Genomic DNA, 21,246 nt, shown 5'->3' on the forward strand with positions numbered 1-21,246 from the left:
GAAAGGGAATCTTAAGAGCGAAAGAGGACCTCTAAATGAATCAGAATAAGCATGTCCCATATGGAATTTATGATTGTTTAATGAATGCAATAATTTATTGGATGTTAAATAAAGGGCATGACCCACAGAAACTATTTAGATATAATTGGGATTTTTATTACGATAAGAGATATGATCTATTCGGTGGTAGCCTTTCAAAGGATTGTTTAATCAATTTTTTGAGGGCTGAGTACTCTTTACAAGTGATAGACTTAGAATTTAGTGATATCACGAATGATAAGTGCATTTTCATTGCTCTTGATACTTATGATCTGTCATACATTCCAGATTTCTACCAAAAAGTTAATCAATTGCATTATGTTCTTGCGATAAAACATCAAAATCAAATTGGAATTTTTGATCCCTATTATAATGTTAATCAAATGCTGTCAATAGATGAGTGTATAGAAGCATGGGGAAAATTCCAAAAATCAATATTAACTATTGAGGATTTGAAACCAAAAAAAATTACACATAATAGACAAATATATCCTTATATGGCCGAGATTGATTATGAAGAGAGATTTTTTGACGCATTTAAAGATATTCAAGTGAGATTAGAGGAATTTCAGTCAAATACATACAGATTATCCGAAGATTATAATTATAAAAAATATTTCGGTTGTCTTAGAGCGGTATATCTAAATAGAAAAAAGTATTTTGATTGTATAGAGGTTCAAGGTAATATTCAAACTGATATAGTTGATAGTTGGGAGAATGTTTTAAGGGAATATGTCAAGGTCTCCATTCTCGGGGTAAGTCATTTCAAAAATGTGATCATAACATTAGAAAAAGCTTTGTTAAGGGAAATATCGTATTTAAGCAATTTGATATAGGAGGATTAACAGTGGATATTCAAAGATTGTATGATTTTTTACATGAAATTATTATGCGTAAAGAATATAAACTAGAAGAAGGTGTGAATCTTGAACACCTTTCATTACGCAGTGATCTAGCATTTGATTCTTTTGATTTAGCAGAGCTAACCGTGAGAATAGAAGATGAATATTCAATCGATATATTTGAAATGAATGAAAATATCGATACAGTAATAGATATTATTGAAATAATTACCAAAAGATAAGTTGAGTTAATGTTTTAAAAAATGATAGGTGTATATATTTCATCTAGTATTATATTAAAGGTGGAATTGCTATGAAATTATTTTGGGTAGATGAATATAGGAATCAAACCAAAAGTTACTCAGATCTTATTAAGGATTTGAATTCATTAAATTTAGGAAACAGCAGTATTTTTAACTACAATCCTTATCATATTTATTTGCAGATAATACATAGCATATTATGTAATTATAAAGTAACTATAGTTGATAAAATTCCCGAAGAACAATCCAATTCTTTTTTTACAACTCCTTTGGATCTAATTGATGAAACAGACTTGTATAAACGTTTAAACGAACAAATTGACAACTCTTGGAGAATAACAATTCTTACTTCTGGGACAACTAGTAAACCAAAAGCTGTAGAGCATAGCTTAGAAAGCTTAACACGTGCTGTAAAAAAGAGAGCTTCCCATGCAGATGACATTTGGGCATTGGCCTATCATCCTACTCATTTTGCTGCTTTACAAGTATTTTTTCAAGCTTTTTGGAACAAAAACACTATAGTTAACATGTTTGATATTGATAAAAAACATTTTGCTCTAAAGATGAAACAATTTGGTGTAACTCACATATCTGCAACACCAACATTTTACAGGAATACTTTGTTTTTCATAGATGAACCTTTAATGATAGTAAAAAGAGTGGTTTTTGGTGGAGAAGTTTTTGATAAAAATTTGGTTCATAAAATTAAAGGGTATTTTCCAAATGCAAAAATTAAAAATATTTACGCTACGACAGAGGCCGGAAGCTTGTTTTCCTCATGTAACGGTGAATTTATTATTCCGATAGATTTATATAAGTATATTTCTTTCTCCAAAGAAAATGAATTGCTCATACATAAAGCCCTTCTTGGGGAATTTCATCAAGAGAAATCTAATTTTATTGATGAGTGGTTTCCTACGGGTGATATCGTTGAAAAAGTTAATGAAGTTTCTTTCAGGTTTATCGGAAGAAAAACGGAAATGATTAACGTTGGCGGATATAAAGTTAATCCTATGGAAGTAGAAGATGAAATTCGAAAAATTTCAGGAGTAGTTGATGTTATTGTAACTTCCAAGGAAAATAAGTTAATTGGAAATGTATTAATTGCTGAAGTTATTGCACAAGAAGATCAGCATGAAGAAATAATTTCATTTCAAATTAAAAATCTATCTACCATTTCTAAATGGAAAGTTCCACGAGTAGTACGGTTTGTAGAGACTCTAAATACAAGCAGGACTGGTAAATTAATAAGACGTCATCAATAGAATAGACTGATGAACTAAAACTATATCCTTGAGGATAAGGGGTGAGCACCATGGTGCTGTGATTTTCTATAGGTCATTGCTGACCAGTAATTATTTAGTTTTTTCCATCAACACGTATTTTGTACCGCTTCTTCGTATGGCGAGCTGACCATGCTTTGGGTGAAGACATACTCTAGTAAATATTCCAAAGCTGTGATATCTTAGAGTCATAAAAAATGAGACTTAACCTCTCATGCCATGGCATTTAAAGCACCTTGTTCTAAGGCCAGAATGAAAGGGGCGCCCTTTCGGTAATGGATATTTATGGAGGCGGTTACTACTGTTTGTAAGCGCTTCATTCGAGAAAGAATATAATATAATAAGAATTATTGATTTAAATCAATAATTAACTTTAACGATATTGAAAATGAATTAATCCACAATTCCATTTAGGGATTAATAATTTGAATGAGGGGAGAATAATTTTGGTAAATAACAATTTTGTTGAATTAAAAGTTCAAGAAAAACTCATACAAATACTGGGGATAGATAGCGATCAAACTCTACACGAAGTAAATCTAAGTTTATTAGGTCTTGATTCAATGAAATCTGTTCAACTGATTGTTGAATTAGAAGAGCTTTTTGATATCACCTATAATGATGAAGAGTTGATTTTTGATAATTTTTCAACGTTTCAATTGATTGTAGACCGTGTCAAAGAAAAGGTTGGTAATAGTGTAACTGAATAATTCCAAGGTGCAAGTAAGCGGAAAGAATCGATCGAAGAATTACGTTAACAGTATGTAATAAAGAAGACATTAAATTTTAATACACATAAAGAGGTTGATCCATGAGGGTCGGCCTGTTTTTTTGTTGTGGAAGCCTGAGGAAGGTAGCGAAGGATTCTATTCTTGGCTACTCCGAGATTACCTAGTTCTAACGACATGGTTGAGAATTCATTTATTTTAGTTTAAAAATTGCTGACATACAGTTGTCAGTTGGTCCTCCTTAAAATGGAAGATGTAAATGAGAGTTCATGTCACTTTGCAAATACCCATTGAGGAGGTTCCACCATGTATCAATCTATTCAAAGTTTTATTGCGGACTATGGAAATGAGTCCAGGTTTACCCAGAAGCTTTTGAGCTCCTTGACGGATGCGTCATTGAAGCAAGAGTTCGCACCAGATATACGTTCGATTAGAACCTTGGCTGATTCGGCTTCATTTTGCAATTATCAAAATAGTCGAATGAAAACTCAAATATTAAATTAAATGTAATTAATTAGTAATATTTGAATATATCAAAATAGTACGAATTTTTCCTTGATTCATCAACTAATGGGAAAATTCCGAAACATTCTATTATTAAGGAGGAGAAAGAATGTTTAAACGGATCAAAATAGGTATTTCAGTTTTTCTATGTCTCTCTATTGTAGTGTGTTTATCGCTAGGCACTCATATTTCAGAGGGAGTCGGCGCTGCAGCAGCTATAACGATACCTCCTTTCTCATCTCTCCAGGAAAATCCGAAGCTTCCCGATCCTTTTATGTTTTTGGATGGTACACGAATGACCCATAAAGATCAATGGTCGTCCCGCCGTGATGAAATCAAAGCTTTGGCCGAGAACTTCCAGTACGGCGTCAAACCTCCGAAACCGGATTCTGTTACAGGATCGTACGGCAATAACAACATTACCGTAACCAGCAGGCTTGGCTCCAAATCCGTCTCCTTTACGGCTACCATACAATATCCGAGCACAGGGAGCGCGCCTTATCCCGCGGTCATCGGAATAGGCATGTCTAATCTGAATAATGCGGAATTATCCAGACTAGGCGTTGCTGTCATTAATTTGCCTAATGATGATATTGCGAACCAGACCAATGCAAGCTCAAGGGGAAAAGGAAAGTTCTATGATCTATATGGCAGTAATCATTCTGCTGGTTCGATTATGGCATGGGCCTGGGGCGTCAGCCGCCTGATTGATGCACTTGAGACCACTTCAGCAACCCGGATTGACGCGCAAAGACTAGGTGTAACAGGTTGTTCGCGTAATGGAAAAGGGGCTCTGGCAGCAGGTGCGTGGGATGAGCGAATTGCTTTGACTATACCCCAAGAACCTGGCGCAGGGGGATCATCAAGCTGGCGGATAAACGACAGCCTGCTAGCTTCAGGCCAAAACGTACAGACATTGTCACAGATTGTGACGGAAAATACCTGGTTCACTTCTTCATTTGCCCAATTTGGCAATGCAGTCAATAAACTCCCTTTCGATATGCATTCGATTACAGCATTAGTTGCACCTCGTGCACTACTGATCATCGAAAATCCCGACTACGATTGGCTAGGTCCATCCAGTGCTTATCAGTCCGCAATGACTTCGCGAATGGTATGGGATGCGCTCGGTGTATCTGATCGTATGGGCTTTTCGCAGGTAGGGGGTCATGCCCACTGTTCATTTCCAGCATCTCAGCAATCGGAGGTAACCGCTTACATTCAGAAGTTCCTAATTGGCGGGGGCACTGGCAACACCAACATTATGAAAACGGATAGAGGATATACCTTCGATAAAGCAAGATGGGTAGACTGGACGATTCCCTCGCTAACGCAGGCGCCGATACCAACACCAACACCGACGCCGACACCAACACCAACACCGACACCAACACCAACACCGACGCCAAGCGGAAGCCTGGTTGTACAGTATAAGGCTGGTGATACAAATACGAGCGACAATCAGATCAAACCGCATTTCAATATTAAGAATAACGGCACCAGTGCCGTCAATTTGAGCGATCTCAAGCTGCGCTACTATTTTAGCAAGGAAGGCAGCGCGGCGGTGAATGCCTGGATCGACTGGGCACAGATTGGCAGTGCCAATATTACTACTGCCTTTACGGATGCTTATGTTGAATTAGGTTTTGGCTCGGGGGCTGGAGTCATTCCAGCAGGAGGACAGACGGGAGATATTCAACTGCGAATGTCGAAATCGGATTGGTCAAATTTCGATGAGACAAACGATTACTCGTATGATGCAACTAAAAACTCTTATACGGATTGGGATCGTGTCACTCTCTATCAGAATGGAACGCTTGTATGGGGAGTGGAACCCTAGGATTTAACCGGTGTTATTTTCGTATTCATAAGGTTAACCATGATTTGGTTAGCCTTTTTTCGCTTAATATCGTAATTTTTGCCGCGACGATTGGGGATGTAGTCATAGAAAAAAAGGCGGCGACATATCTTGAATTAATTTTGTCGTTCGGGAAAACGATCATAACGATTTTTTTTAAAATGCTGCAAATTCAAAAAAGCTAGGGAAGGAGGTTCTGCTGAATGCCTCTTCAGGAAGAAGGTACGCTCGCGGTTGGGTCCGGTCCCATGCTCCTCGCATTTGCCGAATCATGGTACGAATCCGGTTTATCTAAGCTCACGGTATTCATAAGCGACATGGAGGCCACAGACACGGAAAAATTGACACAACTCCGGGACAACGCGCGTCGCGTTAACCTGGAGGTTTCGCTAAAAATCCTTGCGGCGGTAGAAAACGAGGAACCCGATTGGAGGAGGATCATAGAGCCGTTTCAATTTATTATTTATGCTGCGGAGACGGATGATTGGGGGGAGCTTCGGCAGCTTCAGGAGGCTTGTATAGCAGAAAGGAGACCGATGCTTCCCACCGTTGCCGCTCATGGATTGGGATGGATAGGACCTCTGGCTGAACCCGGCGGGGGCGGAAGCTGGGAATCAGCTTGGCGGCGCATCCATGCCACGGCTGTTCCGAAGAGCCGAGAGCAGGAGCGACTCTCATCAACGGCTGCCGCCGTATTAACGAATGTTGTCGTGCATCAATGGCAAAAAGCAGGAAGAGAAGATGAGGAGCTCGATTGCAGGAATCAAAGCTTTATTCTGGAGCCCGAGACGCTAACCGGATGCTGGCATGTGATTGTTCCACATCCTCTTGTAACCGGGTATGAATTCGCACGGCAGATTCAAACTCCGGAGCTTGGCCGAATCCTTGAAATCAGCGCAGAGCCTGTGGCCCCGGACGAGTGGTTCGCCTATTTTAATAATTTGACTTCAGAGGTGGCAGGCATATTCCATACCTGGGGGGAAGGCGACTTAATTCAAATCCCGCTGGCGCAGTGCCTTGTTCAGCCTGTCGACCCGTTAACGGCAGGTCCCGCGGAGCTTCTCCCTGCGATCGTCCGCAGCGGGCTGACGCATGATGAAGCGCGGCGAGAGTCGGCTCTGGCGGGCTTGGAAGCTCACGCTGCCCGGCTGCTGCCGCTGCAGCTCGCTGGCTTGCCCCAGCATTTGCAGGAGAGCGCGTTCGTCGGAGCGGGGAGCACGGCTGCGGAAGCGGTAGGGCGTGCCCTCAGGCTGTGCCTGGAGCAGAAGCTGGCTGAACGGCTGCAATCTCGGAAACAACACGTAAGGCGCATAACATGGACCGAAGCGGAAGATATCCGCTGCCGTTATTACTTGGAAGCTCTAAATATTACGGGAGGAGAGGTGCTGATTGCTGCGGGCGAACCGCTGCTTGGTTTTTCTGTCGTCTGGGTTTGCTCGGGCACTTCATGGTACGTTAGCGCAGACCTTAGCTTTATGCTGGCACTTCGCAGTTCCCTCCAGAAAGCACTGGAAAAGGCGGAGTCTGTGGAGATAGCGCCTGTGATTGAGGAGGATCAAGGGAACGGGGTGGCCATGATTACTAACGGCGAATCTATGGATTATTCGTCGTTGACACAGGAGGCGGTTCAAAATTTGAAGCAGTCCTCTGCTGCTTTGAAGGTATTCGATCTGCGAAGCGAGTCATTCCTTGGAGAAGGACCCTTTGTATTATATGGAGTTATCCTCAAAGAGGAGGAGGAGGTCCTGTGAGTTCCGTGTTCATCGTTGGGGAGGGAAGGCTTGCGGACACGGTGTGTCAGTATTTGCCCGGTTATACGATCATTCGGAGGCCGGATTTTAGCGAAGGCGTACCGGAAGCAAAGCTCGTTTTGGTGCTGCAGGAAGAGGAGCAGGAGGATTCCTCTCTGTCACGCCAAGCAGAGAGAATTCTACAGCCACTGGGAATCCCTTGGTTATGTGCTTATATATCTTTGGGAGAAGGCGTAATTGGCCCGCTGGTTCGTCCAGGGGAAACCGGCTGCTTTCAATGTGCGGAGGCAAGGCTGTCTATGGCAGGAAGTCATCGGGAAGAAGTAGAGGAAATGCTGATGAAGCTGGTCGATCCCGATTATATTCCTTCCTTCCAGGGCAGGCCGCTAGCGGCAGGATTGACTTACATGGCACATATCGTTGCGAGGGAAGCAGTAAAGATTATGCGGGGCGACAGGACAAATTGCGAGGAGCACGTCTATCTTGTTCATCTCGGCACGCTGGAGTGCACCATTCATTATATTCTCCCTCGCGGAGCATGTCCGGCCTGCGGCCATATGCCGGGTGACACGCCGGAATCGGCCGAAATACAGCTGAAGCCCTGCCGCAAGCTAGGGCAGAGTTACCGTTGCCGATCGATGGATGATTTACAGGACATTTTGACCAAGAATTATTGGGATCGCCGTACCGGTTTTTTTAATGACAAGTACTGGGATATGGCGTCTCCATTTGCCAGCGTCGCCTTTAACCTGCCGGTTGGCTACTATGATGAAGTGACGGGGGGGGCGTTCTGAATCCTATAAGAGCAGCGAGCTTGCAGCCCTGCTAGAGGGGATGGAACGGTATTGCGGCATCGAACCCCGGGGTAAACGAACGGTCGTGTTCGACAGCTATGCTCGTTTGCAGGATGTCGCAATCGACCCTGCCAGGGTGGGCTTCCATGCCGAGGAGCAATATGAGCAGGCGGATTTTTCCTTCAAACGGTTTGATCCGGATTCTTCCATGGAGTGGGTTTGGGGTTACTCGTTCCTGGAGCGGCGTCCCGTTCTGATTCCTAAGCATCTTGCTTATTACAGCATGAGCGACGGAGGGGGATTCGTTTACGAAACCTCAAACGGATGCGCCGTGGGGGGGAGTCTGGAGGAAGCGATTTTGTACGGGATTCTCGAGGTCGTCGAGCGGGACTCCTTCCTGATGACTTGGTATGCAAGGCTTCCGGTGCCGCGACTGCAGCATAGCTCGTCGGGTGACGTCGAGCTCTCCCTGATGATCAGCCGAGTACAGGCGGTTATGGGATACGAAGTACATTTGTACAATACGACGATGGAAAACGGAATCCCGAGCATATGGGCTCTGGCTAAAGGAAGCAGCGAGCAGGGCGTAAATCTGCTATGTGCGGCGGGTGCTCATCTGGACCCGGTCAGGGCAGCCAAGAGCGCTGTCCACGAGCTCGCTAGCCTGCTTCCGTTTGCTGAGAAGAGGCGGCGAGAGCGCGAGGAGGAGGCAGAGGCGATGCTGGATGATTCGTTCCTTGTCGAGCACATGGAAGATCATTCTCTGCTGTACAGCTTGCCGCAAGCGGAGGAAAGGCTGCGGTTTCTGCTGGATGGGCAGCGCCCCCTTCGGACCTTCGCTGAAGAATTCCGTCCCTTCCCGGCTAACGAGGATTTAACGGAGGACTTAAAATCAGTCCTTCAAGTGTTCCGTGATTTACAACTGGATGTTATTGTTGTTGATCAATCGTCGAAGGAGACGCTCCGTCATGGACTGCACTGTGTGAAAGTGCTGATTCCAGGAATGCTGCCGATGACCTTCGGCCATCAGCTTACCCGTCTGAACGGTCTGGATCGGGTTCTGGATGTTCCCATGAAGCTAGGATACGCCAGCCGAAGGCTTACTCCCGAAGATCTCAATCCTTTTCCCCATCCATTCCCGTAGTGTTTGTAACAGAAGCCTTTCTTTTAGGCAAATTGCAAGTTTTTTTTATCTTAGATACCAGTCCATTCCCTGAACGGTACTTCATCATAAAATTTAGAAGAAACCTGGAAGGGAGGATGAACTATGGGAGAACTGGGTGGAATCGGCAGCTGTGGCGGCCTGTTCACTAGCACAGGCGTAATCCTTGTGCTCTTCATTCTGTTGGTTATTGTTTCCCGTGCGTTTGTTATCTAATTAATGCGCTGTGTTCATCTTCATAGTCAATGCCCAAGCCTAACCGGCTTGGGCATTTTTTCTTGCCTGGTCATCCGCTGTTTAAAAATTGACCATGACCATATATGAACGTATATACAATGTTATTTCCGAGTTAGATAAATAACCTCTTCTTGCGGGCTAACACCAGCGATGGCAAAATAAGCAGCAGCGTGATTGAGCCGTACACCCCAAGGATGTAGCTGGTCTTATAAGCAAGGCCAAATGCATGATGGCACAGCAAGGAAATCAGATGAATGAACAGATTCGTAAAACAGAAGGCGTAGCTGCGGAACATCCAGTTACGATGGCGAATCATGTCCCGTTTTTTAATATGATACAGCGCGATCACCGTCATGCCGGGCCAGATCATATTCAGCAGATTGAAGGGAATGCTGGTCAGCTTCCCGCCTGTGGCGAATGGAGCCATATAGCCGGACGTCAAGGAGACGAGAAACACGGATACGAAATAGACGTAACCGTTGATCCTATGAAATTTGCGGGAGCGCTCGAATAAGCTGCTAGAAAAATTGATGCTGCCCGATCCCATGGCTAGACAGGCAAAAATGACATGAATATACATGACATTAAGCCAAACGGGAATTTGGAGAGGCCGTTTAAGATTTGTTTTGTGGCTTAGAAAGCCCGCCGCTTGCGGGTCGTAGACAAAGTTATAATAGACGACATAAATGATAAAGGCTAGTGAAACGACCGAGAGAAGATAGAGCGCTTTCTTGTTCAGCATTGTGATGTAACCCCATAAAATTGTGATGGAGCCCCGCCGCCAAGAACGCGACTCGGGACGGCTACATGATACCCCACCCAGCAAAATTTAACAATAACAAAATACGGGACCGTGCTCGCCAATGACAGCTTGGCCGCACGATCCCGTCACGTTGTCTTATTTATATGGATCGATCGTCTGGATTGTCCCGTCTTCGTTGTATTTCAGTTCCGTGAACTTCACACTGCGCTTGTTGTCGGCTCCTCCGGACAAGGAGCTGTCGTGGTAGAACAAATACCATTTGTCCTTGAATTGCACGATAGAATGGTGGGTGGTCCAGCCGAGAACAGGCGTTAGAATCGTCCCTTTGTAAACGTAAGGACCCATTGGATTTTTGCTCATCGCATAGACGATTTTGTGTGTAGAACCGGTTGAATAGGACAGGTAGTAGTACCCGTTATGTTTATGAACCCATGGTCCTTCGAAAAATCTGCGATCCTCATCGCCGGCAAGCAGCGGATTTCCGTCCTCGTCCACGATGGATATTTCTACAGGCGTGTCTTTGAAGGTCAGCATATCCTCGCTGAGCTCGGCCACTCTTGGCCCAAGCGCAGGCGCGTCTGTAGCAGGCCCCTCTGCGTCAGGCTTGAAGGTGCCGGTTTGCCATTTCTCCAGCTGTCCGCCCCACAGGCCGCCGAAATAAATATATGCTTTGTCGTCCTCATCGACCAGAACGGCAGGATCGATGCTGAAGCTTCCCGGGATATAGTCCGGCTGCGGCGTAAACGGCCCGGCTGGAGAAGAACTGGTTGCTACGCCGAGTCTGAAGATGCCGTCATGATCCCGGGCTGGGAAGAACAAGTAATATGTATTGTTCTTGTAGGCGGCATCGGGAGCCCACAGCTGCTGCTTGGCCCATGGAATGTCGCGAAGATGCAGAACCTCGCCGTGGTCAACGCAAGGGGACTCAGTATCTTCCATGGATAGGACGTGGTAATCCTCCATGTCGTATTGGTCGCCGTTGTCATTGGATTCCATTTCATGATCAAGGTCATGCGAAGGGTAGATGTACAGCTTGCCCTCAAATACGTGGGCAGAAGGGTCTGCGGTATAAATATGAGTAACTAAAGGCTCGTTTTGTTTTACTGGTTTGCTCATTGGGATTCCTCCTTGGTAGCGTCCTTGAAAATATGTCGCTGATTATTCTTTATTTTAGCAAAATTACGGCTGGGATAGACCCATAGAATGTTTTGTTTTTCACCAAAAAACTATATTTATTTCCGAAGATAGCTGAGTCTGGCTGATGTTACGGCGGTCTGATTCAAGCTTGCTTGGAATACGAGGCTGCATAGCTGCTCAAAGCATTCTCGATATAACCCCTTGCTGAAGCTGTGCAAAGCTGTTTTTAACCTTCAAATGATGCAAAAGTGCAGCAATATTTTTAGATTTTGGCTCTATCGAGAAATGATACTGCAATAATACAGGAATTTAAACAGTTTATGTCTAGTTTTTGAGTTTTCCCCCTGGAATGATGCACTTTTACAGAAATTTTACCCGTAGTAGACCAGAAGGTGTACGTGAATACGAAATTTCACCCAGAATTCAATTCCCTTTCATTTTATAGTCTCTGGATACCGCTGGGCTGCATCTCGTATCTTACGATATACTTGCCATTCCGCCCTGTTGCAGTTGTGAAGTATCCTTTGGCGCATAGCGAATGCAGCGTTCTTACAGCCGTTCGATGATTGACGTTCAAATGAGCTTCGTCATCAATAGGACGCAGAGGACGAGCAAGGCTACAGGCAAGGCGGATTATTTCACGTTCCGCTATATGGATAAGGTTGGCAGGTGAAATATCCGGCTGATAACGGCTAAGCACCATGCGCAGCAGCGTAATGCATGGTCCAGGGCGGTGGGCCACGTCGTCATATGCAAAAGAGCTGACCTGGAATCCCATGGCGGATAAGAAGGTTTCACGGTTGAGCTCGTTGCAGTATTTTTGCCTGTCCATATCTCTAACATGGGGGCCGAATCCCTTGATCTCAATGATCAGCTTTGCAGCCAGGTTGAACCAAGCAAAATCACAAAAATAGAAGCGGCCACCATACATTACGGCAAGACAGCGCTTCCGCCTCTCGATGCCCCCTCTCTAAACGCCCCGCCTCCATTCGCTAGGAATAGATCGGGACGTCCTTCGTCTCATCCATTAGTATACTGCCTATTTTTCCGTTACACCAGTTGCTGCAGCAGAAAAGGAGTCTGAGTATGTTCACTTCTGTTATAATCCATATTCCGAAACACATCTATCATAAAATGCGTGTGCAAATTGCCAAAATCTATTAAAATGAGAGTCGTTCCAACAAATTTCGACATAGCAGAGGAGCGTACTCGGTGCCCAGAAGGACATTGGTTGTAGCGTTGATCAGTTTGATCCTCGTTGTTCTTATTCCGTTGTCGATCATGAACGATCATGATTCGCAAAGAGAGGATTTACGGGTTCGGCAGGGGGTTATGGAGCTCTCGGCATGGGACTCGACAAGAGATGCAAGGATTAAGCTTGATGGGGAATGGGAATTTTATTGGGAGGAGTTGTTGCCTCCTGCAGCCTTTCGACAAGTGGGACCGAACAGGCCTTTGCCTAGTGCTTATATGGAGGTGCCTTCCCGATGGAATGGGAAAATCATCAACGGCAGCCCTCTTCCCGCCTATGGCTCAGCTACTTACCGTATGGTATTGAAGGATCTGCCTTTCAGTGGTGTCTTTGCATTGAAAAAAACGAATATACGCTTCTCCAGCGCGATATATGTCAACGGGACCAAGCTGTTCGAGGATGGGCAGCCGTCTGAGCAGCCAGTCAGCTATGAGCCGGGAAATATTCCGCAGTTTGGTGTTTTCTCTGCAGAGAGGGGCGATATCGAGATCATTGTGCAGGTTGCCAATTATGACTATATTAACGGCGGGATTCCGCTATCGTTATATTTTGGCAAGCAGTCGGCCATGACCGGATACCAGGAGAAGAGTATGATGCGCGAATCCGGCACCTTGGCTATTCTCGGCATGCTTGCGCTCATTTATCTCATTTGTTTTGTAGCAGCCGCTATTTATCGTAAGAAGGATTATGCCCTGCTGCTCTCCGCCATGATTTGCCTGCTGTTTGCGCTATATCACGGCTTGGTGGGAGAACGTTCGCTTCTAATATTTTGGCCAGGCCTTCCGTTCGAGGCCCTATATAAATTGAAGGATATGACTTCGTTAGCCTGCTTCATTGCTCTAGCCCTCTTCTTCCATCAATTTCAGAAGAGCATGATTTCATTGAAATTTACGCAAGGCGTGGCGGCCGTGCTGGGACTTTCACTCATTTTAGGGCCGTTTTTGCCTATTCACATTTACACGTCCATCCAATCTTACATTATTGTATTCTACGAGTTGCTGTTAGTTTGGCTGCTTATTCGGGCGGCTGTGCTATATATTAACAGTTCCGCAGAGCAGCGTTTGAAATCGCTGCTCGTATTCATGTCGATTCTCGCGATTAATTTGTATTCCATCGATACTATACTGTTGGCTCTCTCTATTAAGGAAAATCTATGGCTCGGGCAATTTTATATCATTTTCTTCAATATCATCATGATTTTTCTGATTGTGCTGCGTTTTTTCGAGGCTTACCATACGATCGACGAAATGAAGAATCGCCTTCTTCAACTAGATCGGGTCAAGGACGATTTCTTATCCAATACCTCTCATGAGCTGAAGACGCCTTTAAATGCTATTGTGAGCATTACGGACAGTCTGTTAAGGGGAGTTGAGGGCAAGCTTACCGAGCAGCAGGCGCAAAACCTGGCGATTGTCATGGGAAGCGGCAGGAGGCTGACGCATCTCGTTAATGAACTGCTCGATTATTCAAAAATGAAGCATGGGGATATTGCGCTTTATAAGAGCAGGACGGATTTGCAATCCGCTGTTGACTCGGTGATCCGGATTCACTTGTTTTTGCTCGGCGGAAAATCGATCCTGCTGGAGAATACCGTTCCCGCCCATTTTCCCGGTGTAGAAGCGGACGGTAACCGCTTGGCGCAAATCCTGCATAATTTGATCGGGAATGCGGTCAAGTTCACCGAGCAGGGCAAGGTGAGCATCAGCGCTAAAGTGATTGCAGGGATGGCCCAAGTACGGGTAACGGATACAGGCATCGGGATTGATGCCTATATGCAGGAGCGGATTTTTCAGGATTATGAACAGGCGGATGAGGTCCGCAACAGCCGCTATGGCGGAACGGGCCTTGGTCTAAGCATTACGAAGAGGCTGGTCGAGCTTCACGGCGGACATATTGTCGTGGAGTCTGCGCCTGGGCAGGGTTCGTCGTTTATCTTTACGCTTCCGCTCGCCTCTACAGGGGAGAATAAAGCGGACTGGCCGCTAGTCGAAAGGGAGCAGTTAAGACAAGGCATTCGCCCTGCTGCCCAGGAGTACCCTCTCTATATTCATGGGGAAATTGACGAGCCGATTCTAGTCGTGGACGACGACTTTGCCAACCTGCAATCGATGATCAATCTGTTTAAGCTGGAGAAGCATTCGATTGTTGTCGTCAACCGCGGTCAGCTGGCGTTGGATGAAGTCGCCAGACACCCGGGTTTCTTTCTCGTTATCCTCGATATTACGATGCCTGATATGACCGGATACGAGGTGCTGAACCGCATCCGGGAGAGGTACTCTCCCTTCGAGCTCCCGGTGCTGATGCTTACGGCCAAGAACAGTGTGTCGGATATGAAGCTGTCGATGGAGAACGGAGCCAATGATTTCGTCGGCAAGCCGTTTGAAGCGGAGGAGTTAATGGCTCGCGTCAAAAGCCTGACCGGATTGAAATCATCCGTAAAACAAGCCAGAGACGCGGAAATCGCTTTTTTGCGATCCCAGATCAATCCTCATTTTCTCTACAATGCCTTGAATTCCATTGCCGAGTTGTGCGTGGATGATCCTGAGCGGGCCGAGGCATTAACGCTGCATCTCTCACAGTATTTGCGAGGCAGCTTTGATTTCAAGCAGCTGGACTCCCTAACGACACTGGAGAGAGAACTGGAGCTGGTACGGGCCTATGTCCATATCGAAAAGGCGCGTTTTGGCGCAAGGCTGCAGGTGGAATATGATTTGAATGCCGACCCGTATACCCGGATTCCGCCGCTGATTTTGCAGCCGCTGGCAGAAAATGCGATACGGCATGGACTGATGTCCAATTTAAAGGGCGGACAAGTGAAGATATTTGTTAGGAAGGAAGCCGGCGAAATCATCCGTTTTGCCGTTGAAGACAATGGATGCGGCATGAGCGAACGCAGGCTGAAGGAAGTGCTGAGGCCCGACCCGGATAAGCAGGGTGTAGGACTGTGGAATATCGGCCAGCGCATCAAGCTTCTATATGGCACGGCGATCAGGATAGATAGCACGGAGGGCGCCGGGACGAGGGTTTCCTTTGATATTCCGTCCGAGCCTATGCAGCGGATTGGGGGTTAGCAGCATGCTAAGAGCGATTATCGTGGATGATGAAGAACTATCGGTCAAACGGCTAAGACGGATTCTGGCCGCAAGCAGAGAGATCAGCTCCTGCCATGAGTTCCTTAACCCGCTTGAAGCAATTGAATTCGTTAAAGCGAATCCGGTCGACATTGCTTTTCTCGACATTTCCATGCCGGAGATTCATGGAATGAAGCTGTCTGCCAGCTTGCTTGAGCTGGACGATTCGCTTGAAATCGTATTCGTAACCGGATATGACGAGTATGCGGTTCAAGCTTTTGATATGAGTGCGCTGGATTATTTGCTGAAGCCAGTCACGGCGGAGCGTGTGTCCAGGACGCTGCATAAGTTTAGAAAAATCCAGAACTTGCCCGCGACATCTCCTTCCCCTTCTCCGGCAGCTGCTCTGACGGTTCGCCTGTTCAACGGGCTCAAAGTGTTCCGGGGAGAGAATACTGAGCCCCTTAAGCTCAGAAGCCCGAAGACGGAGGAACTGTTCGCTTATCTTATCTGCAAGCGGGTGGTCAGCCGGGAAGAAATTATCGATACCTTGTGGCATGGATTGGAGCCTGAAAAGGCATGGAAAAATTTAAATTCCACCCTTTATTACATCCGCAAGGCGATAGGACAGAGCAAGGCGGGAGGCTGTATCGTGGCGGACCGGAACGAAATCCGGATCGATGAGCGTGCGCTCGACTGCGATTTATATTCATTCGAACGCTTGCTGAGACAATACAGGCCGTTGTCAGATAAGAACACGGAATGGATAAGAGAGGCTGAGGCGTTGTATGCAGGGCCGCTTTTAAAGGGAAAAGCTTATGAATGGGCAGGTGAAAGGGCACATCAGCTGGAGCACGGCTTCCTTCAACTGCTGGAATTGGCCGCAAGATCCTGCTTGGAGCGAGGGCAGTCTCGACAAGCGCTATATTACTTTAACGAGATATTGAAGATGGATACGCTCAGAGAGGATATTGGCTACGAGGCCATCCGGGTCCTTATCGAGCTTGGCCGGCTGAATGAAGCTTTGAGACAGTATCAAGTGCTGGCGGAGGAGCTGCAAAGGGAGCTGGGCGTGGAGCCGGGGCCGCATATTCAAGAACTTGTTAATGGATTGCGGCCGTAGGCTTCAATTTATATTATTGAACAATGCGGACAAGAAATGGCGGGGTGGCCTCCATACAGCTGCTTCAAAGAGCTTCTGGAATTCTAGAGAGAATCCAGAGGCTTTTTTGTTTATTTTTTGTTTATCGTGTCTTTGTATAATGAGCTCGTAAATTGTCGAAATCAGGAAGGTTATTTTCCTGTTAGAGGGGAAGGAAGGCATGAGAAAGAGCATGAAACGATCCATCTTACAAATAGCTGTAAGCATCACTCTGGCCGCAAGCCTGGTTGTTCCTGGGGCAAACCTGTATCAGCCCTCGGTTGCACAGGCCGCATCCGGCATCGGCTGGGCAGACAATAGTCAGGCAGCGCTGCCGAGTGTTAACGAGGACGATACGAACAGTGCGGGAGCAGCTGTATCCGAGCTGCTGGCTGGAAAGGCATCGAATCTTTCGAGTACAGGCATCGCGATCGTAGGGATGGATAACGCCAACGGAGCTTGGCAGTATTACCACACTGGCGCGCAGCTTTGGTACAATATTGAGCCCGTATCCATGACGAGCTCGTTCCTGCTTCATAATACGGCGAGAATACGTTTTATCCCCGCGCGGGATTGGAATGGCACCGCCACGATGACCTATAAGCTGTGGGATATACCGATGTATGGATACAATTATCAAAAGTATGTCGATACATTGCTATTCCCACCGGCATTTAGCACGGAGACGGGCTCCGCGCAAATTACGGTGAACCCGGTGAATGATGCCCCTTATCTGATAGAGCCGCAAGGCGGGGACTATCTGAGCTTCGACGGGAACAGTGATTATGTAACCATTCCAGATTTCAGACTGTATGGCAGTTCTTTCACTGTGGAAGGAAATCTGAAGGTCGATGCGTTTACGACGTGGATGAGATTTTTTGATTCCTCGATCGGCATGGACAATTACAACGTGTTCGTCGGCTTTAACGGCAAAAAAATGAACTTCGTTGCCAAGGCCGGACCGATTGGAACGGGCGGAGAAGTGCAGGTGCTGGAGGATTTTCCGCAGGACAAGTGGGTACATGTAGCCATTGTCTATGACCAGAGCCAGAACAAGGGCTTGATTTATTGGGACGGCGTCCTCAAGGCTGCGGGAACTATGAAGCTAACGCCGGCTTGGGATGTAGCAAGATCTAATAACTGGCTTGGCAAAAGCACGTGGATGCAGGACGGCGACTTTACCGGAGGGATGAGGGACCTCAGGTTCTGGAGCAAGGCGAAGACCCAGGAAGAGATCGTCCGCGATAAAGAGTTGGACTTGACGGGCGGAGAGCCGAATCTGGTCGCAAATTACAAACTAAACAATCGCAATGACCAGACGATCGCGTACAGCACGCCGTCTGTTCCCGGCAACAAAAATGGGACGATCACAGGGGCAAGCTGGGCGCAGTATGCAGGTTTCTTTGGCATGACGGTAACGGACAAGAACATTCCTGCGACGAGAGAGTTCAAGGTAATAGACCCGGAAGGAGACGCGGTCCTGGTATCCGCAGTTTCCTCGAATACCGCTTTGGTTCCGGACAGCGGCCTGATGATCACCGGCAGCGGCGATACGAGGGAATTGTCCATTACTCCAGTAGTGAACGCTTTTGGTACAACTACGATCACGGTAACGACCAGCGATGGTTTTCTAAGCAATGCTTATTCGTTTATTCTTCTTGTAAGAGATACCGGAGAGATCGTTGTGACAGGCGTGACTTTAAACCAGACCGAATTGAATTTGACGGCGGGCGATGCGCCTGAAACGCTGATCGCGACGGTGGAGCCTGCGGATGCGACGAATCCAAGCGTCATTTGGAGCTCCAGCGACGAGTCCGTGGCGCAGGTTGTAAATGGTATTGTGACCCCGTTAGGTCCTGGAACTGCAATGATTTCCGTAACCACCGTGGATGGAAGCTATACCGCTACTGCTGAGGTTCACGTGGCGGCGGCAGTCACCGTGCCTGCCGCGCCTGCAAATGTGAGGGCAGCCGCAGGCGATGGCCAAGCGACGGTCAGCTTTGATCCCCCTGTTAACGACGGAGGAAGCCCGATTACGGGGTACAAGGTTATCGCCTCTCCGGGCGGATATGAAGCGACCGGTTCGGTTAGTCCGATTATTATCACGGGGCTGGATAATGGCACAGCCTATACTTTTTCGGTCGTGGCCATGAACAGTGCTGGAGATTCCCCGTTATCGGCACCTTCGGCAAGCGTAACGCCAACCGAGCACACGGTTTCTGATGCGCCGCCTGCTCCGATCCTGTCTTTGGCACAAGCTGGCGATGCCCAGGCCGCGCTCCAGTGGAGTCCAGTATTATGCGCTTCTGGCTTCAAGGTCTATCAAAGCGAAGCTTCGGGTCATCCGGGCACTGAAATAGCGACGGTAACGGGTTCGACATACAATTATGTGGCAGCAGGGTTAACAAACGGAAAGACATATTATTTCACGGTCAAAGCGACGAATACAGGGGGAGACAGCCCGGCGTCCAATCAGATCAGCGCTACCCCGGCAACGGTCCCATCCGCACCTAGCAATGTGAGAGCGGCAGCCGGCAACGGCCAGGCAACGGTCAGCTTTATCCCTCCGGCTAGCACGGGAGGCAGGCCGATTACGGGATACGAGGTTATCGCGCAGCCCGGCAATATAGTTACAACTGGAACGTCAAGCCCGATTACGGTGACCGGCCTTCTGAACGGCACGAGTTATACTTTTACCGTCAGGGCGATGAATGCTGCTGGAAGCAGCGTATCTTCGGCGGAATCCAATGCGGTAATTCCGGCTTCTCCGGCCGGCGGCGGAGAGACGCCTTCAGGGCCAAGGCAGCCTGGCGGGTCCAGTGGATCGAGCGGAGGAACGGGAGCTGCGCCTGCCCAGCCTGTACAGCCAAGTACGCCGCAAGCACCAAGCGCAGGCGTGGATATTCTAGTTAATGGCAAGGTGGAAAACGCCGGTATTGCTTCTTCAAGCCAGCGGAATAACCAGACCGTAATTACGGTCATCGTGGATGAGAACAAGCTGGAGAACAAGCTCGCGGCAGAAGGGCAGCATGCGGTAGTCACGATTCCCGTACATGGGGATTCGGATGTGGTCATAGGAGAACTGAACGGCCAAATGGTGAAAAATATGGCGTCGAAGCAGGCGGTGCTGGAGATCAAGACCGACCGTGCGACATATACCCTGCCCGCTGAACAAATCAATATCGATGCTGTTTCCGGGCAGCTCGGAAAATCGGCAGCTCTGCAAGATATTAAGGTACAGGTTGAAATTGCCCTGCCGGATGCCAGCATGCTGAGTGTAGTGGAGAATGCAGCAGCCGAAGGAACTTTTACTGTGCTGGTACGTCCGGTTGAATTTACCGTTCGCGGCGTTTATGGCGATGGAGTCGTTGAAGTAAGCAAATTCAATGCTTATGTGGAACGAACCTTGGCCATTCCGGACGGTGTGGGTGCAAGCAAAATCACGACCGGCGTCGCCGTCGATCCGGATGGTTCCGTCCGGCACGTGCCGACAAGGGTTGTGCAGATTGACGGCAAGTACTATGCGCAGATCAACAGCTTGACCAACAGCACCTATTCGGTAGTGTGGCATCCGGTTGAATTCAAGGATGTTGCCGGGCATTGGGCGAAGGATGCTGTGAATGAAATGGGGTCGCGCATGGTTGTCGAGGGCATCGGCCATGACATGTTCAACCCGAATCAAAATATTACGCGTGCTGAATTCGCGGCGATTGTCGTTCGCGGGTTAGGGCTCAAACCAGAAAGTGGCCCTGCAGCATTCTCGGATGTGACGGCAGCGGACTGGTATAATAATGCGGTAGCCACGGCCTCTGCTTATGGCTTAATCAGCGGCTTTGAAGACGGAACCTTCCGTCCGCAGGAGCAGATTACTCGGGAGCAAGCTATGGTCATGATCGCAAAGGCGATGAACATTACGAATTTGAAAGCCCAGCTTCAGCAGCAGCCAGCCACTGCCGGTTCGGTACTCGGCCCTTATGGGGATGCCCAAGACACATCGGTCTGGGCACAGGCAAGCGTTGTGGACTGCTTGCAGGCAGGCATCGTTTCAGGCAGAAGCAGTACAGAGCTTGCAGCGAAATCGTATATTACACGAGCTGAGGTTGCGGCCATCGTGCAGCGGTTTTTGCAAAAGTCTGATTTAATTTAAATGTAAACCAACGCTATGCGCTCCAAAGGGCTATGGCGTTGGTTTTTTATGCTGTTTATGGCCTAGATTAAGCGGCGGCGTTTCGTATAGTGGTTGTTAACCGTATCCCCGTAAGGAGGAGCTGAAGTTGGCCGCTGGAGCTGAGCAGGGTTCGTCAGACTAAGTAAGACTAAGTTATAGAGTACGAACGAGCACAGCTACACACGAATAAGTATGCGTGAGTACATAACGCTCAAGCCAATCTGGCTTGAGCGTTAGAATTGTGCGCCACTGT

Annotated in this window: 13 protein-coding genes and 1 pseudogene; 11 read left to right on the forward strand and 3 right to left on the reverse strand. The window is 47.4% G+C overall.

What is annotated here, in order from left to right:
• Positions 1-35: 35 nt before the first annotated feature.
• The 8 genes and pseudogenes from QNH46_RS09140 to QNH46_RS09175 all read left to right on the forward strand — a co-directional run bounded on the left by QNH46_RS09140 (position 36) and on the right by QNH46_RS09175 (position 9,440).
• Positions 36-875 (forward strand): hypothetical protein, encoded by an 840-nt coding sequence (locus QNH46_RS09140; RefSeq protein ID WP_283927823.1) that lies wholly within the window; start codon positions 36-38, stop codon positions 873-875.
• 11 nt (positions 876-886) lie between these two features.
• On the forward strand, positions 887-1,123 hold the full coding sequence (locus QNH46_RS09145) for an acyl carrier protein (RefSeq protein ID WP_283927824.1): 237 nt from the start codon (positions 887-889) through the stop codon (positions 1,121-1,123).
• A 71-nt stretch (positions 1,124-1,194) separates the two neighbouring features.
• Positions 1,195-2,409 carry an AMP-binding protein gene (locus QNH46_RS09150; protein ID WP_283927825.1) on the forward strand — a complete coding sequence of 405 codons (1,215 nt, stop codon included), beginning with the start codon at positions 1,195-1,197 and terminating at the stop codon, positions 2,407-2,409.
• Positions 2,410-2,873: 464 nt separating this feature from the next.
• A complete protein-coding gene (locus QNH46_RS09155) occupies positions 2,874-3,137 on the forward strand; it encodes an acyl carrier protein (protein ID WP_283927826.1) in 264 nt (87 codons plus the stop codon).
• 817 nt (positions 3,138-3,954) lie between these two features.
• On the forward strand, positions 3,955-5,499 hold the full coding sequence (locus tag QNH46_RS24585) for a glucuronyl esterase domain-containing protein (protein WP_430691898.1): 1,545 nt from the start codon (positions 3,955-3,957) through the stop codon (positions 5,497-5,499).
• A gap of 221 nt (positions 5,500-5,720) precedes the next feature.
• Entirely contained in the window at positions 5,721-7,268 is a 1,548-nt protein-coding gene (locus tag QNH46_RS09165) for a hypothetical protein (RefSeq protein ID WP_283927827.1), read from the forward strand.
• Positions 7,265-9,206 (forward strand): annotated as a pseudogene (locus tag QNH46_RS09170) (TOMM precursor leader peptide-binding protein). The gene QNH46_RS09165 and the pseudogene QNH46_RS09170 overlap by 4 nt, the downstream one beginning before the upstream one ends.
• Positions 9,207-9,329: 123 nt before the next feature.
• Positions 9,330-9,440, forward strand: a complete 111-nt coding sequence (locus QNH46_RS09175) for a YjcZ family sporulation protein (protein WP_283927828.1) — start codon at positions 9,330-9,332, stop codon at positions 9,438-9,440.
• Positions 9,441-9,573: 133 nt separating this feature from the next.
• On the opposite strand, the gene QNH46_RS09180 is transcribed toward QNH46_RS09175, so the two are convergent.
• From QNH46_RS09180 to QNH46_RS09190, 3 genes are all read right to left on the reverse strand, one after another.
• The gene (locus QNH46_RS09180) at positions 9,574-10,203 is read right to left on the reverse strand and encodes a DUF2306 domain-containing protein (protein WP_283927829.1); all 630 of its coding nucleotides are present in this window, start codon (positions 10,201-10,203) and stop codon (positions 9,574-9,576) included.
• Between the two features lie 156 nt (positions 10,204-10,359).
• Positions 10,360-11,340 carry a glycoside hydrolase family 43 protein gene (locus tag QNH46_RS09185; RefSeq protein WP_283927830.1) on the reverse strand — a complete coding sequence of 327 codons (981 nt, stop codon included), beginning with the start codon at positions 11,338-11,340 and terminating at the stop codon, positions 10,360-10,362.
• Positions 11,341-11,800: 460 nt separating this feature from the next.
• Positions 11,801-12,292: a PDDEXK family nuclease gene (locus tag QNH46_RS09190; RefSeq protein ID WP_283927831.1), complete on the reverse strand. Its 492-nt coding sequence runs from the start codon at positions 12,290-12,292 to the stop codon at positions 11,801-11,803.
• Between the two features lie 281 nt (positions 12,293-12,573).
• On the opposite strand from QNH46_RS09190, the gene QNH46_RS09195 reads away from it, so the two are divergent.
• From QNH46_RS09195 to QNH46_RS09205, 3 genes are all read left to right on the forward strand, one after another.
• Complete coding sequence (locus QNH46_RS09195; protein WP_283927832.1) at positions 12,574-15,684, forward strand: hybrid sensor histidine kinase/response regulator; 3,111 nt, start codon at positions 12,574-12,576, stop codon at positions 15,682-15,684.
• 4 nt (positions 15,685-15,688) lie between these two features.
• Complete coding sequence (locus QNH46_RS09200) at positions 15,689-16,807, forward strand: response regulator (protein ID WP_283927833.1); 1,119 nt, start codon at positions 15,689-15,691, stop codon at positions 16,805-16,807.
• Between the two features lie 199 nt (positions 16,808-17,006).
• Entirely contained in the window at positions 17,007-20,972 is a 3,966-nt protein-coding gene (locus QNH46_RS09205) for a fibronectin type III domain-containing protein (RefSeq protein WP_283927834.1), read from the forward strand.
• Positions 20,973-21,246: the final 274 nt, after the last annotated feature.

Origin of the sequence: Paenibacillus woosongensis, from assembly GCF_030122845.1 — a bacterium.
GTDB classification, from domain to species: domain Bacteria; phylum Bacillota; class Bacilli; order Paenibacillales; family Paenibacillaceae; genus Fontibacillus; species Fontibacillus woosongensis_A.